We start from the raw sequence: 14,059 nt of genomic DNA on the forward strand, positions 1-14,059 counted from the left end.
GCTCAGCCCACCGAGTCGAGGAGCCGGGCGGTGTGCATCCGCCCGGCGTACTCGACGAGCCGGATCAGCACCTCCTTGCCGGAGTCCCGGTCCCGGGCGTCGCACAGGACCACGGGGGTGCCCCGGTCCAGGTCGAGGGCGCGGGAGACGTCGTGGGCGCCGTAGGAGCGGGCACCGGTGAAGCAGTTGACCGCCACGACGAACGGGATGTGCCGGTGCTCGAAGTAGTCGACCGCCGGGAAGCAGTCCTCCAGGCGGCGGGTGTCGGCGAGGACGACGGCACCGAGGGCTCCCTGCGACAGTTCGTCCCACAGGAACCAGAAGCGGTCCTGGCCGGGGGTGCCGAAGAGGTACAGGGCGAGACCGGAGCGGATGGTGATCCGTCCGAAGTCCATGGCGACGGTGGTGGTGACCTTCTGGTCCACGCCGTCCGTGTCGTCCACCATCTGGCCCGCCTCGCTGAGCATCTCCTCGGTGCGCAACGGCCGGATCTCGCTGACGGCGCCGACCAGAGTCGTCTTTCCGACGCCGAAGCCGCCGGCGACCAGAATCTTGAGCGCCATGGCCGACGTGTCGTCGGCGGTGGACTCGGGGTGCTCGGAGACCATGATCACTTCTCTCGGGAGTGCCTGCGGGAGTGCCTGGGGGAGCTGCTGCGGCGGACTTCGGGGCACCGGCGGAGCGGTACGGGACGGTGCGAAGCCGACATCGTGACAACTGCCGCTCCGCTGGGGGCGGTCGGACCGGAGCAGGCCTGTTCCGACCGGCTCGGGCACGGTTGCTTCCGGATGCTCATCTACAGTGCCCGCAATCCCGCGATGACCTCGCGCAGAATCCGTTCGTCGGGCAGCTGGGCCGGTGGCACCGGGCGGCTCACGATGACGCGGCCCAGTTCCAGCAGGTCGCCCAGGAGCACCCGGACCACGCCGACGGGGAGGTCCGCGCCGGCGGCAAGTTCGGCGACGGACTGCGTCTCCAGCCGGCACAGGTCGACCAGCGCGCGGTGTTCGGGGCCGAGCGGGGCGTCGTCGTCGGTGCCGGACCTGCCCGGGTCGAGCGTGACCAGGGCGATCAGGTCGAACTTCACACCGCTGGGGCCGGGTTCGGTGCGGCCCCCGGTCATGGCGTACGGGCGGACCAGCGGGCCGGCCTCGCCGTCGTACCACTGGCTGCCCGGCTCGTGCGATGTGCCGGTCGTGTACTCGGTCATCGGTGGCGGTCTTCCGGCTCAGCCGGCGGCGGGCGGCCGGGCGGCGACGCGCGGTGCGGTGTAGAGGTGCTCGCCGACGCGCTTGACCAGACGGGCCATCTCGTAGGCGACCAGGCCGATGTCGGCGGTCACGTCGGTGAGCAGGGCGAGACAGGAGCCGTCGCCCGCGGCGGCCACGAAGAGGAAGGCGTCGTCCATCTCGACCATGGTCTGGCGCACCCCGCCCGCCCCGAAATGCCGTCCGGCGCCCTTGGCGAGGCTGTTGAAACCGGAGGCGACGGCGGCGAGGTGCTCGGCGTCCTCGCGTTTGAGGCCGCTCGAGGCGCCGACGGCGAGGCCGTCGTTGGAGAGCACGACGGCGTGCCGTACCTCGGTGACGCGCAGCACCAGGTCGTCGAGGAGCCAGTCGAGTTCGCCGGAGCGCCGGTCCGTCCTCGGGGTCGGGTCCTGGATCATGGGCGGTCTCCTTCGGTGCGGTCGGTGCCGTCTTCGGGTTCCGGGGCGGCTCCGCGGCCTGGTCGTCTGCCGCCGCCGCGCGCCCAGCCGTCGCGGTAGGCGGTCATGCGGTCGCGGACGAGTTCGGGGGTGCGCTCCTCCCGGCCGCGGACGGGCAGAGGCTCCTCGGCTCGGGGATCGCGCAGTTGAGGGGCGAGGTTCGCCTGACGCACCCGGCGTGGCAGGTCGTCGTCGGAGGGGTCGGAGTCGTTCGGCGGGCGGTGCGGCCTCAAGGTGGTGACTCCGGGGGGCGGCGGTTCGGGCGCGGGGCGCGGTGCGGTGTGGGTGACGGCGAGGGCGGGCCGGCCCGCGGGGGCGGGCTCCGGGAGGGCGGCGCCGGGCACGCGCGCGTGGGTGCGTGCCGGTGCCTGCTCGGTGTCCGCGGCCGGGCGGACGGGGTGGTGCGCCGGGCCGCCGTGGAGCAGCGCCTTCGGCAGCAGGACCACCGCGGTGGTGCCGCCGTACGGGGAGGTGCGCAGGTGCACCCTGATGCCGTGCCGGGCCGCGAGCCTGCTGACCACGAAGAGGCCCAGCCGGTCGCTGTCGAACAGGTCGAGGGCCTCGGACTGTTCGATGCGTCGGTTGGCCTCGGCGAGGGTCTCCTGACCCATGCCGAGCCCGCGGTCCTCGACCTCCAGGGCGTATCCGTTGCCGACGGGTTCTCCGGTGACACGCACGCGCGTGTGCGGCGGCGAGAACTGGGCGGCGTTCTCCACGACCTCGGCGAGCAGGTGCGTGAGGTCGGCGACGGCGGCGCCGACGACGGCCGCCTCGGGGAGCTGCCGTACCTCCACGCGCGCGTAGTCCTCGACCTCTGACACGGCGGCCCGTACGACGTTGGTCAGGGACACGGGCATCCGCCAGGCGCGGCCGGGGGCCGCTCCGGAAAGGATGATCAGGCTCTCCGCGTGCCGGCGCATGCGGGTGGTGAGGTGGTCGAGGCGGAAGAGGTCGCTCAGTTCGCCGGGGTCGTCGGAGCGGCGTTCCATGCTGTCCAGCAGGCTCAGCTGGCGGTGGACCAGGATCTGGCTGCGGCGGGCGAGGTTGACGAAGACACCCGAGATGCCGCTGGCGAGTTCGGCGCGTTCCACGGCGGCGCGCAGGGCGGCCCGGTGCACGGTGCCGAGGGCCTCGGCGACCTGTCCGGTCTCGTCCTCCGCGGGCGGCCCCGAGGGCGCCTCGGCACGGACGTCGATCTCCTCGCCGGCCCGCAGCCTGCGCATCGCCTCGGGGAGTTTGCGACGGGCGATCTCCAGGGCGCTGTTGCGCAGACTCACCAGCTCGACGACGAGGCCGCGGCCGATGCGTACCGAGATGACGAGCGAGGCGACCACGGCGAGCAGACCGAACACGACGGCGGCGCCGGCCGGGGTGAGCAGGCCGCGTGCGAACGGATCGGCCCGGCCGGCCACCGCGTGGGCCGTGCCGGCCTGGATGCTCCGCATGCCGTCCTGCACCCGCGTGTACGCGGTGTTCCAGGGGGTTTGCGGGGCCGCGCCGACCGCCTTCGCTCCGGGTGAGCTCGCCAGGGCCCGGTCCTCGGCGGCGCCCAGGGTGGCGTAGTCGCCACCGTCGGCGAGGCGGTGCCAGGCGGTGCGCTGGGCACCGGGCAGGTCGGCGACGGCCGCGTCGGTGAGGACGCGGCGGGTGTCGACGGCGCCGGTGAACAGCCGCAGCCGCTCGCCGTCGAGGCCGCCGGCCAGCCGGGCGCCGCCGAGCACCGCGTCCTCCTGGGCCAGCGCCTCGCCCGCCCGGGAGAATTCGAGCAGCACGCGCGCGTCGGAGCCCATGTCGTCGGCCTGGATGCCGGTGAGGGCGCCGTCCACGGCGAAGGCCGAGGCGATGACCTGCGTGTACTGCCCGTAGGCCGCGTCCCAGCCGGCGCCGCGGTTCTGCACTTCGCGACGCAGGGCACGCAGTTGCCCGGCGCCGGTGACGAAGGACTGCAGGCGCTGGGCGACGCCCGGGGGCAGTTCCTCGCCGTCGGCGACGGTACTGTCCCTGCCGAGCCGTAGCGCGGCCACGGCCCGATCGGTGCCGGCACCCAGTCTCCTGAGATCGGCGGTCGGTTCGGCGGCGGGGTCGGTCGCGTACCGGACCGCGGCGGCCCGCTCGGCCTGGAGCGCCGCGACGGCGGTGGCGACGGGGGTGCGCAGCGCGGCGTCGACGTGCTGGGACTGGCGCAGCCGGGCGACGTCCTGGGCCGTGGTGACCGTGGCGTACGCCCACAGGGCGAGCAGGGACATCACCGGCACCATGAGCAGGCAGACGACCTTGGCCCGCACGGTCCGCGGGCGGATCCGCCAGCCTCCGGGCCGGGTGGCCGCGTTGTCGGCCGTGGTGCCGACGACGTCGTCGACGGGTTCGTCGGCGGGCGGTCCGGCGTGCGCGCGGCGGCCGCGTGCGGGCCGCGGTGACAGTGTCTCCGGGCCTGCTGTCGGGGTCCTACGGGGTGTACGCATGGCCTCCTCGCTCGGGAAAGGTGGGTCCGGGCGCCGGTTCAGCGCGCGGCGCCCGCGACGGGCCGCTGGGCCGAGGCGGACGCCTCGCGTTCCCCGGCCGTGGGCGACAGCGCGACGAAGGCCGAGGTCAGGAAGAGATAGGACCCGAGGCCGACGGCGAGGGGGAAGATGAACTGCATCGCCGTGGCCCCGGCCAGGGGGCTGCCGGAGGGCGTGACGTGCACGCTGACCGCGAACATGCCGGTGTAGTGCATGCTGCTGACGGCCGCTCCCATGACCAGGGAGGCGACGGTGACGGCGACGGGCGACCTGATGTTGAGCGCCGCCCACAGGGCGGCGGTCGCGGCGACCACGGCGATGAGGACGGAGAGCCCGACGAGCATCGGGTCGTAGCGCACGGCGCCGTGCAGCCGGACGGCAGCCATGCCGAGGTAGTGCATGCTGGCGACGCCGAGCCCGGTGGTGAGGCCGCCGAGCAGGAGTGCCCGGTTGCGGTCGCGGCTGTAGCCGACGGCGAAGACGCCGGCGCTGACGACGGCCACGGCGACGAGCAGGCTGAGGACGGTCAGCGGTACGTCGTAGCGGATGTCGGTGCCGCTGACGCTGAAGCCGAGCATGGCCACGAAGTGCATGGTCCAGATGCCGGTGCCGAGCGCGGAGGCCGCGGTGAGCAGCCAGTTGCGGCGCGAGCGGCCGGTGCTGGCCAGTGCGCGGACCGTGCAGCGCAGCCCCAGCGCGGCGCCTATGCAGGCCATGGCGTACGACAGCACGGGGGTCAGCCAGCCGAAGGTGGCGTGGTGCAGGTGTCCCATGGCCCAGGGACGCTAGGGGGGCACGGGCGCACAAAGGGGGCGCATTTCGAAAGGTGTTGCAATATGACTCAGAGATGTGCCGGAACGATCGCCTCCCGCTCGAACGTGCGCGCAGGGTCGTCCTCCGTGACGGTGAGGGATCATGCGGACCATGAGCGATGACCACACACACGTCCGGGAGTTCTTCACCGCACGCGCCGCCGACTGGGACAGCAGGTTTCCCGACGACGGTCCCGCGTACGCAGCCGCCGTCACCGATCTGGGTCTGCGCCCGGGCGACCGGGTGCTCGACGCGGGGTGCGGCACCGGGCGCGCCCTGCCGCCGCTCCGCCGGGCCGTGGGGCCCACCGGCACGGTCCTCGGGATGGACCTCACGCCCGCGATGCTCCAGGCCGCCCGGCGGGCCGGGCGGGACCGTGACGCGCAGTTGCTGCTCGCCGACGTCGCCGCGGTGCCGGTGCGTTCGGGGTCCCTCGACGCCGTGTTCGCCGCGGGTCTGATCGCCCATCTGCCCCGTCCGGCGGAAAACCTGCGGGAGTTGGCGCGCGTGGTCCGCCCCGGCGGCACCCTCGCCCTGTTCCACCCGATCGGCCGGGCCGCCCTGGCGGCGCGCCAGGGCCGGCAGATCACGCCGGACGACCTGCGCGCGGAGGGCCGTCTCGGCCCGCTGCTGGCCGGCTCGGGCTGGCGCATGACGTCTTACGTGGACGAGGACGCCCGCTTCCTGGCGCTGGCGGTCCGCGGACGTTAGCCCGCGACCGCGGCGAAAATGCCGGGTCCGGCCCCTGTGCGCCATGCCCTCTTCTGCTGCCGGGGCTTCAACCCTACGTTCGACGGAGGAAGGCAGATGTTCGCAGGCGCATGCCGACAGGCGGAAGGAGACCCGCGTGTTCGACCGGATCCGCAGGTACGCAGGCAGACGGCGTGGCGCCGACGGCGGCGCGGTGCCGCAACCGCGTGCGAGCCGTGAGCGGCGCGCGCACAACTTGTTCGAGGCCGCGGCCGCCTATGTCGCGGCCCGGGCCGCGGACGACCAGGACCGCATCGAGGAGGCGGCGGGCTGGGTGTCGCCGGAGGCGCTGTCGTTCGGGGTGAGCGAGCTGGCGTGCCGGGCCGTGGTCGCCCTGGCCCGGGAGCGTGACGAGTCGCCGGCGGCGGTGGCGCGCGACCTCCTCGGGCTGCCGGTGACCTGACCCTCCGGCCCGGCCGATGTCGTGGTTGTGTGGTTGTTCCGTGCCCACGAGGTCGTTTCGTCCCCTCCCGGTGGAAACCTGCAGCTCGCGTATGGAGGCCGGTCGTGACAACGGCCTTGCCGTCGCACTAGGGTGCGCGCCGTTGGACGAACCACTGGGGAGGCAGGGATGGCCGGGACCGACGAGGAGGCCGTCGCCGCGGACGAGGCACTGTACGTGCTCACGGCGGTGCTGCTGACGCCGGCGAAGTTTCCGAGTGTGCTGGGCGACGACTATCCGGAGGCCTGCGCGGCGCTGGAACTGGCACCGCGCGCCGACGGGTACGGCCTGGTGCTCGGCCAGGACGGCGAAGGGGCCCGCTGGACGGTCGTCATCGACGACGTCTCGCTGGTCGCCGTGGCGATCGCGTCCTGGGACTGCGGGATGGAGTACGACCTGTCGCCGGACGAGCGCACGGTGGTCGCCGCCCTGCCCGGCTGGCCGCTGGCGGTCGCCGTGGCGGCTCCCAACGTGCCCGCGCCGCACGACCCCGGTCCGGAGGTGGCGGACCAGGCCCCGCTGACCCCGCCGGACACCAGCACCTGGGGTCCGGCGCAGCGGCGGCTGGGCGCGGACGAGATCGCCCTCCAGTGGGCGATCTGGCGGGAGCAGATCAGCGACGACCACTTCCCGTCGGCGGCCGCCGACGCCGCAAAAGCCCCCGAGAAGGCTCCGCAGGACGACGAAGCGGCCCCGCAGGTCCCGCAGGCCCCGGAGACCCCACAGGGGCACGCGGGAGTGCGGCGGGTCCTGGCCGAGGCGTGGGCCTACGTGGACGCGCCTCCGCCGCTGGGCCGGGTGCGCTCCTCGTTCGCCCCGGGCGACGCGCGGACGCTGCGCGCCGACGGGCCCGGCTGGTCGCTGGTGGCCCGGACCGACGACATCGCCTTCGTCCTCCTGGACGACGAGCCCGGCGAGGTCCTGCCGGTCGGCCGGGGTCCCGAACTTCCCGGCCTCCTGGAAGCCCTCGACAAGATGGCCGTACGGCCCCTGTGAGCCTGCCGGGCCGCATTCCGCCGCCAGGCGGGTCAGGGGCGGGGCGCGGTCCCGGGCAGGTGGCTCAGCGGCCGATCTCCCTGCGCGTGGCCCGGCGCAGCCTGCGTCGCTGCGAGGGGTCGAGGGTCAGGTACGCGGCCACGGGGACGCCCACGACGATCAGGAACGTCACCCACCAGGGCAGCCATATCAGCAGGATGAGCCCGACCGCCACACCCCCTGCGGCGATCTTCGCGTTCTTCGACATCAGCGTCGCCTCCTTCGCGGCCCTTGCCGCTCTCTGATGTGAGAACGGGCCCGCGCTTCCCACGGTTCCGGACCACGCCCCTGAGACATCCCTGACGAGCCACCCCTACGGGCCCGGGCATCGACTCGAACAGGTTGTGAAGCAGCTCCGATCCCAGGGTAACCGTCCCCGGTGGACCGTCGTACCGGAACGTACCGGAGCAGCCCGGAGCGGCCCGGAGCGGCTCCGGGCTGCGGAAAACCCCACCCGCACAGGCCGGTTGGCCGGATGGCCGGTGGCCGCGGCGGTTCGCACGGTCACGGTATGAGGCGAACCCATATGAAGCGGATCAACAGATTACTGGCGTTATCTGCGGTTTCGGTGGCCTTGACCGCGAGCGGCGCGACGGCCGTGGTCGCCCAGGGGTCCGGTGCCCCGGTGGCTGCCACTTCCGCCCCGGCGGGGGCACACGCGTCACGCCGGACGGTGGTGTCCGTCGAGCACCTGCGGACCCTGACCGCCCGGCAGGCCGTGGCCCAGCTGGCGGGTGACGAGGACGGCGCCTGGGACACCGGCGCCGTGCGCTACGGCCTGGACACCTTCAGGATCGTGTACCGCACGGTGGACCCGCACGGCAGGCCGACCACCGCCGTTCACCGTGCTGGCCCTGCCGCGCAGCGGTGAACGGCGTCTGCGCGCAGTGTCGTTCACGCACGGCACCGAACTGTTCAAGGGCGACGTCGCCTCGGTCTCGGCGGAGGTGTGGGACCAGGCACCTGCCCTGACCTACGCGTCCGCCGGGTTCGCCGCGGTGCTCCCCGACCACCTCGGGCTGGGTCTGGGCCCCGGCCCCCACCCCTGGATGGACGTACCGTCGGAGACCACCGCCGCGCTGGACATGCTGCGGGCGTCGTGCACCGTCGCGGCCCGGCAGGGCCGGGAGATGCGCCGGAAGGGCCTGGCCACCGGCTTCTCCCAGGGCGCGTCGGCGGCACTGGGGCTGGCCCGGTCGCTGCAGGCGGGGGCCGACGGCTGGTTCCGGCTCCGTGCGGTGGCACCCGTCAGCGGCGCCTACGCGTTCCGGGACGTGGCGATTCCGTCGCTGCTGGCCGGCCGGACGGACCCGAAGGCGAGCGTGATCCACACGGCGCTGGCCCTGGTCGCGTTCAACCGCCTGTATCACCTGTACGACACGCCGGCCCAGGTGTTCCGGGCGCCCTACGACCGCACGGTCGAGGGCCTGCTGGACGGCACGCACACGGGTCAGGAGGTCGTGTCCGGCACCCCGGACTCCCTGGACGCGCTGCTCATAGCCCGCGGCCGGGCGATGCCGCCGCCAGCCCACCGGTGGGCTGGCGGCGGCCCTGCGGACCACGGACAGTGTGCGCACCGACTGGGTGCCGCGGGCTCCGGTCAGGCTCTGCTACGACGACGGGGACGAGCAGGCGGTCAACACGAACACGGCCCACTGCCGCGCCGCCCTGCGCGGCCATGGCGTCGACGCCCCGACGGGTCGACCTCGGCACGCCGGACTACGGCGGCTCCCGCCATCTCGGGTCCCAGCGGGCGGGAACCGCCGCCGTGGTGCGGTGGTTCCGGACGCTGCGGTAGGCGCAGCGGAGGCCGTGGCTATCCGAGAAGTGAGGGCAGCAGGGAATCCAGACCGCTCGGCAGCTCACTCGGCAGACCGCTGGGCAGTTCCGAGGGCCACTGCGAAGGGAGTTGGCTCGGCAGGCCCGACGGCAGGCTGCTGGGCAGCCCGCTCGGGAGGCCGAGCGACGGGCGGGCCGGGCCGGAGGGGCTCTGGCTGCTCGCACCGGGTTTCCCGTCGGTCGAGCCGTCGCCGCCGGACACCAGCAGAACGACGGCGGCGACGGCCACCGCGGCCACCAGGAGGGCGAGAACGGCGAACAACGGGCCCCTGCGCCGACGCGGCGGCCCCGGTGGGCGCGGCGGCATCCACCCCACGGCCGTGGGCGGCTCCTGGTCACCGGGGGGAGCACCGAAGCCGACGTGCGGGGGCGGGTCGTAACCCCCGTGCGGGGGCGGGTCGTAACCCCCGTGCGGGGGCGGGTCGTAACCCCCGTGCGGGGGCGGGTCGTAGCCTCCGCCCGGCGGCGTGGAGTCGTTCGGCGGGCCGGGCGGTCGCGGCGGTACGGGCGGCATGGCCATACCGCCAAGAGTCACCGCGTTCCGGTCGTCGCGCGAGCCCGGCGCGGGAGTTGACACGGACTCATGCCACGGACCGCACGATTCCGGAGCATTTCCGGTGCGAACCGGGCACGCGGGCACCGGATCCGGACACCGAGGACGACACGCGCGCGTGAGGGCACCGCTGCGGAAGCGGCCCCCACGCGCGCGTGCGTGGTCAGCCCCGGGCGCCCAGCAGGTGGTCCATCGCCAGCTGGTCGAGCTGCTCGAAGGCCATCCCGCGCGCGGCGGTCGCCTCCACGTCGAACTCCTCGAAGGCCGCGCGGTCGGCGAGCAGGGCCTGGAGGCCGTCCGCGGCGGTCGGCTGGGCCAGCTGGTCCAGGCGGGAGGCGCGCAGGGCCTCCTGGACCTCCGGGTCGGCACGGAAAGCGGCCGCGCGCTCCTTGAGGATCAGGTAGTTGCGCATGCAGCCGGCGGCCGAGGCCCACACGCCGTCGAGGTCCTCGGTCCGCGGCGGCTTGAAGTCGAAGTGCTTCGGGCCCGCGTAGCCGGCGCTCTCCAGGAGGTCGACCAGCCAGAAGGCGGCGCGCAGGTCACCGGCGCCGAAGCGCAGGTCCTGGTCGTACTTGATGCCGGACTGACCGTTGAGGTCGATGTGGAAGAGCTTGCCCGCCCACAGGGCCTGGGCGATGCCGTGCGGGAAGTTCAGGCCGGCCATCTGCTCGTGGCCCACCTCGGGGTTGACGCCGTACAGCTCGGGGCGCTCCAGGCGCTCGATGAAGGCGAGGGCGTGACCGACGGTGGGGAGCAGGATGTCGCCGCGCGGCTCGTTCGGCTTCGGCTCGATGGCGAAGCGCAGGGCGTAGCCCTGGGAGGTGACGTACTCGCCGAGGAGGTCGAAGGCCTCCTTCATGCGGTCGAGGGCGACCCGCACGTCCTTGGCGGCACCGGACTCGGCGCCCTCCCGGCCGCCCCAGGCGACGTACGTCTCGGCGCCCAGCTCAGCGGCCAGGTCGATGTTCCGGATGGTCTTGCGTAGCGCGTAGCGGCGCACGTCACGGTCGTTCGCGGTGAACGCGCCGTCCTTGAAGACCGGGTGGGTGAAGAGGTTCGTGGTGGCCATCGGCACCTTCATGCCGGTGGCGTCGAGGGCCTGGCGGAAGCGCTTGATGTGCGACTCGCGCTCGCTGTCGGAGGACCCGAAGGGGATCAGGTCGTCGTCGTGGAACGTCACACCGTGGGCGCCCAGTTCGGACAGGCGCTGGACCGTCTCGACGGGGTCGAGGGCGCGGCGGGTGGCGTCGCCGAACGGGTCCCTTCCCTGCCAGCCGACGGTCCACAGGCCGAAGGTGAACCTGTCTTCGGGGGTGGGCTGGAAGCTCATTGCCGCGGCTCCTTGCTCGGGGGCTGTGCTCGATGACTGCGGTGGATGACCGGTGGATGACTGTCGTGCCGACTATTTCGTCATCGCGGTTTACAAATTAGTATGCCAACGCGTCCCTGGGAAGGGTCACCCTGTCCCCGAAGGACGAAAACCGGGTCGCGACACCCCGACGAGCCGGGAAAACTGCAGGTCAGATACACCGCGAGCCGCGGAAAAAGGGAGAGAGCCCGATGTCAGCAGCCGAGGGTCCGCTCGTCGTCGGCGTGGACACGTCCACCCAGTCCACCAAGGCGCTGGTCGTCGACGCGTCCACCGGCGAGGTCGTCGCGAGCGGCCAGGCGCCGCACACGGTGACCACCGGCGCGGGCCGGGAGAGCGACCCGCGCCAGTGGTGGGACGCGCTGTGCGAGGCGCTGCGCCAGTGCGGGGACGCCGCGCACGAGGCGGCGGCCGTGTCGATCGGCGGGCAGCAGCACGGCCTGGTCACCCTGGACGAGCACGGCGAGCCGGTGCGGCCCGCGCTGCTCTGGAACGACGTCCGCTCGGCGCCGCAGGCGCAGCGGCTGATCGAGGAGCTGGGCGGCCCGAAGGCCTGGGCGGAGCGCACCGGGAGTGTGCCGGGCGCGTCGTTCACGGTCACCAAGTGGGCCTGGCTGGCCGAGCACGAGCCGGAGGCGGTCCGGGCGACCAGGGCGGTACGGCTCCCCCACGACTACCTCACCGAGCGCCTGACCGGGCTGGGCACGACCGACCGCGGTGACGCCTCCGGCACCGGCTGGTGGGCGTCGGCGACCGAGTCGTACGACGCGGAGACGCTCGCGCATGTGGGCCTGGACCCGGCGTTCCTGCCCCGGGTGGTCCGGCCCGGCGAGGTCGCCGGCACCGTCCGGGACAGCCACGACCTGCCGTTCTCCAAGGGCACCCTGGTGGCGCCCGGCACCGGTGACAACGCGGCGGCCGCACTGGGCCTCGGGCTGCGTCCGGGCACCCCCGTGCTGAGCCTCGGCACGTCGGGCACGGTCTACGCGGTCTCCAGGCACCGCCCGGCCGACCCGACCGGCACGGTGGCGGGCTTCGCCGACGCGCACGGCGACTGGCTGCCGCTCGCCTGCACCCTGAACTGCACGCTCGCGGTCGACCGGGTCGCGGCGCTGCTCGGCCTGGACCGCGAGGCCGTCGAGCCCGGCACCTCGGTGACCCTGCTGCCGTACCTGGACGGCGAGCGCACCCCGAACCTGCCCAACGCCTCCGGGCTGCTGCACGGCCTGCGTCACGACACCACCGCGGGCCAGGTCCTCCAGGCCGCCTACGACGGCGCCGTGCACGCCCTGCTGGGCGCTCTCGACCTGGTGCTCGACGCGGACGCCGACCGGACCAGCCCGCTGCTGCTGATCGGCGGCGGCGCCCGGGGCCGGGCCTGGCAGGAGACGGTACGGCGGCTTTCGGGGCGGCCGGTGCAGGTGCCCGAGGCGAAGGAGCTGGTCGCCCTCGGCGCCGCCGCGCAGGCGGCCGCGCTGCTCACCGGCGAGGACCCGGCGGCGGTGGCGCGCCGCTGGAACACGGCCGCGGGACCGGTGCTGGACGCGGTGGAGCGGGACGAGGCCACGCTGTCCAGGATCTCCGGGGTACTCTCCGACGCGGCCCCGCTGCTGGAGCGGGCGCCGGAGAACCGCTGAGCGCCAGGGGACTGCCGAGACGGCTCCCGAGGATCCCAGAGGATTGATGGAGGCATGACCGCACCGCTGCACGAGGCCCGCCCGACGGCGACCGGCCGCGCCCTGCCGGACACCCAGCAGGGCATGCGGCGGCGCAACCTCGCGCGTGTGATGCACGCGGTCCGTGCGGAGGGCTCGCTGTCGCGGGCCGCGGTCGCCTCCCGCATCGGCCTCACCAGAGCGGCCGTGTCGACCCTCGTCGACGAGCTGATCCGCTGGGGACTCCTGGAGGAACTGGGACCTGAGCGGCCCAACCGCGTGGGGCGGCCCGGCTCGGCGCTCGCGATGAGCGGGCACGGTCCGGCCGGTCTCGGGGCGGAGGTCGGGGTCGACCACCTCGCCGTGTGCGCGGTGGACCTGCGCGGCGAGATACGGGCGCGTGCCGTGCGCCACGGTGCGAACCGGGGCCGGGATCCGCGCCCGGTGGTGGCGGAGCTGACCGGCCTGGTCCGGCACGTCGCGGCGGACGCCGAACGGCACGGCCTGTGGCCCGCCGGTCTCGCGGTCGCCGTCCCCGGCCTGGTGGCCCGCGACGGGCACACGGTCGTCCACGCCCCGAACCTCGACTGGCACGACACCGACCTCGCCGCGCTGCTGCCCGCCGGCCTCGCGCTGACGGTGGACAACGAGGCCAACTTCGGCGCCCTGGCCGAGCTGTGGCTCGGCGACTCGACGCCCCGGGACTTCCTGCACGTGTCCGCCGAGATCGGCATCGGCGCCGCCGTCGTTGTGGACGGACAGCTGCTGCGCGGCAGACGCGGTTTCGCGGGCGAGCTCGGCCATGTGCCGGTCCACCCCGACGGGCCGCGGTGCGCCTGCGGCGGGCGCGGGTGCCTGGAGCAGTACGCCGGCGAGGAGGCGGTGCTGCGCGCGGCCGGCCTCGAATCCCGCGAGGACGCGGTGGGACTGCTCGCGCAACGGGCGGGCGCGGACCACGAGGGCGTCCGACGTGCCCTGGAGGACGCCGGTACGGCCCTGGGCATCGCCCTGACCGGTGCCGTCAACCTCCTCGACCCCGAGTCCGTGGTCCTGGGCGGGGCCCTGGCCGGTCTCGCCCCCTGGCTCCTGCCGTCCCTGGAAGCCGAACTGGCCGACCGCACCGCGGGCCCGGCCTGCCCGGTCTCCGTCTCCCGCCTGGGCTCCGAGGGCCCCCTCCTCGGCGCGGCCCACTCGGTGATCCGGGCCGTCCTGGACGATCCGGCGATCGTGGCCGAGCGGGTCTGACCGAGAACCGCCCAGGAGCGTCCGTCTTCGCGCCCGGTGGCTCGCGACGGCCGCGCCGTGGCGAGCCCGCCTGAAGTTCCCGCGGAGCGCACTTCGTTCACCCGCCCGGGTGGCGCGGTTGTCCACAGTCGCCGCTCCGTCCACGGAACCCC

14 protein-coding genes are annotated in these 14,059 nt (G+C 74.1%); 7 read left to right on the plus strand and 7 right to left on the minus strand.

Features of this window, described 5'->3' with window-relative positions; translation table 11 throughout:
- Nucleotides 1–2: 2 nt before the first annotated feature.
- From AB0472_RS31280 to AB0472_RS31300, 5 genes are all read right to left on the minus strand, one after another.
- Nucleotides 3–608, minus strand: coding sequence for an ATP/GTP-binding protein (locus AB0472_RS31280; RefSeq protein ID WP_366361332.1), 606 nt, complete (start codon nt 606–608; stop codon nt 3–5).
- Nucleotides 609–796: 188 nt separating this feature from the next.
- Complete coding sequence (locus AB0472_RS31285) at nt 797–1,210, minus strand: DUF742 domain-containing protein (protein ID WP_366361334.1); 414 nt, start codon at nt 1,208–1,210, stop codon at nt 797–799.
- An 18-nt stretch (nt 1,211–1,228) separates the two neighbouring features.
- The gene (locus AB0472_RS31290) at nt 1,229–1,666 is read right to left on the minus strand and encodes a roadblock/LC7 domain-containing protein (RefSeq protein ID WP_366361335.1); all 438 of its coding nucleotides are present in this window, start codon (nt 1,664–1,666) and stop codon (nt 1,229–1,231) included.
- Nucleotides 1,663–4,167 (minus strand): nitrate- and nitrite sensing domain-containing protein, encoded by a 2,505-nt coding sequence (locus AB0472_RS31295; protein ID WP_366361337.1) that lies wholly within the window; start codon nt 4,165–4,167, stop codon nt 1,663–1,665. The genes AB0472_RS31290 and AB0472_RS31295 overlap by 4 nt, the downstream gene beginning before the upstream one ends.
- Nucleotides 4,168–4,205: 38 nt before the next feature.
- Complete coding sequence (locus AB0472_RS31300; protein WP_366361339.1) at nt 4,206–4,979, minus strand: MHYT domain-containing protein; 774 nt, start codon at nt 4,977–4,979, stop codon at nt 4,206–4,208.
- 151 nt (nt 4,980–5,130) lie between these two features.
- Between AB0472_RS31300 and AB0472_RS31305 the strand changes: the two genes are divergently transcribed.
- From AB0472_RS31305 to AB0472_RS31315, 3 genes are all read left to right on the plus strand, one after another.
- Nucleotides 5,131–5,730, plus strand: coding sequence for a class I SAM-dependent methyltransferase (locus AB0472_RS31305; protein ID WP_366361341.1), 600 nt, complete (start codon nt 5,131–5,133; stop codon nt 5,728–5,730).
- A gap of 193 nt (nt 5,731–5,923) precedes the next feature.
- The gene (locus AB0472_RS31310) at nt 5,924–6,172 is read left to right on the plus strand and encodes a hypothetical protein (protein ID WP_366361407.1); all 249 of its coding nucleotides are present in this window, start codon (nt 5,924–5,926) and stop codon (nt 6,170–6,172) included.
- Nucleotides 6,173–6,340: 168 nt separating this feature from the next.
- Nucleotides 6,341–7,207, plus strand: a complete 867-nt coding sequence (locus AB0472_RS31315) for a hypothetical protein (protein ID WP_366361342.1) — start codon at nt 6,341–6,343, stop codon at nt 7,205–7,207.
- A gap of 64 nt (nt 7,208–7,271) precedes the next feature.
- Here the strand turns inward: AB0472_RS31315 and AB0472_RS31320 are convergent, their stop codons facing one another.
- A complete protein-coding gene (locus tag AB0472_RS31320) occupies nt 7,272–7,454 on the minus strand; it encodes a hypothetical protein (protein WP_366361344.1) in 183 nt (60 codons plus the stop codon).
- Nucleotides 7,455–7,871: 417 nt separating this feature from the next.
- Here AB0472_RS31320 and AB0472_RS31325 point away from each other — a divergent pair, with 417 nt between their 5' ends.
- Nucleotides 7,872–8,117, plus strand: a complete 246-nt coding sequence (locus AB0472_RS31325) for a hypothetical protein (protein WP_366361346.1) — start codon at nt 7,872–7,874, stop codon at nt 8,115–8,117.
- A 16-nt stretch (nt 8,118–8,133) separates the two neighbouring features.
- A complete protein-coding gene (locus AB0472_RS31330; RefSeq protein ID WP_366361348.1) occupies nt 8,134–9,465 on the plus strand; it encodes a hypothetical protein in 1,332 nt (443 codons plus the stop codon).
- A gap of 336 nt (nt 9,466–9,801) precedes the next feature.
- Here the strand turns inward: AB0472_RS31330 and xylA are convergent, their stop codons facing one another.
- Nucleotides 9,802–10,968 (minus strand): xylose isomerase, encoded by a 1,167-nt coding sequence (gene xylA, locus AB0472_RS31335; protein ID WP_366361350.1) that lies wholly within the window; start codon nt 10,966–10,968, stop codon nt 9,802–9,804.
- Nucleotides 10,969–11,198: 230 nt separating this feature from the next.
- On the opposite strand from xylA, the gene xylB reads away from it, so the two are divergent.
- Both xylB and AB0472_RS31345 read left to right on the plus strand, forming a co-directional pair.
- Nucleotides 11,199–12,644, plus strand: coding sequence for a xylulokinase (xylB, locus tag AB0472_RS31340; RefSeq protein ID WP_366361352.1), 1,446 nt, complete (start codon nt 11,199–11,201; stop codon nt 12,642–12,644).
- Between the two features lie 54 nt (nt 12,645–12,698).
- Nucleotides 12,699–13,907 (plus strand): ROK family transcriptional regulator, encoded by a 1,209-nt coding sequence (locus tag AB0472_RS31345; protein WP_366361354.1) that lies wholly within the window; start codon nt 12,699–12,701, stop codon nt 13,905–13,907.
- The last annotated feature ends 152 nt before the right edge of the window (nt 13,908–14,059 follow it).

It is taken from the genome of Streptomyces sp. NPDC086777, assembly GCF_040702065.1.
GTDB lineage: Bacteria > Actinomycetota > Actinomycetes > Streptomycetales > Streptomycetaceae > Streptomyces.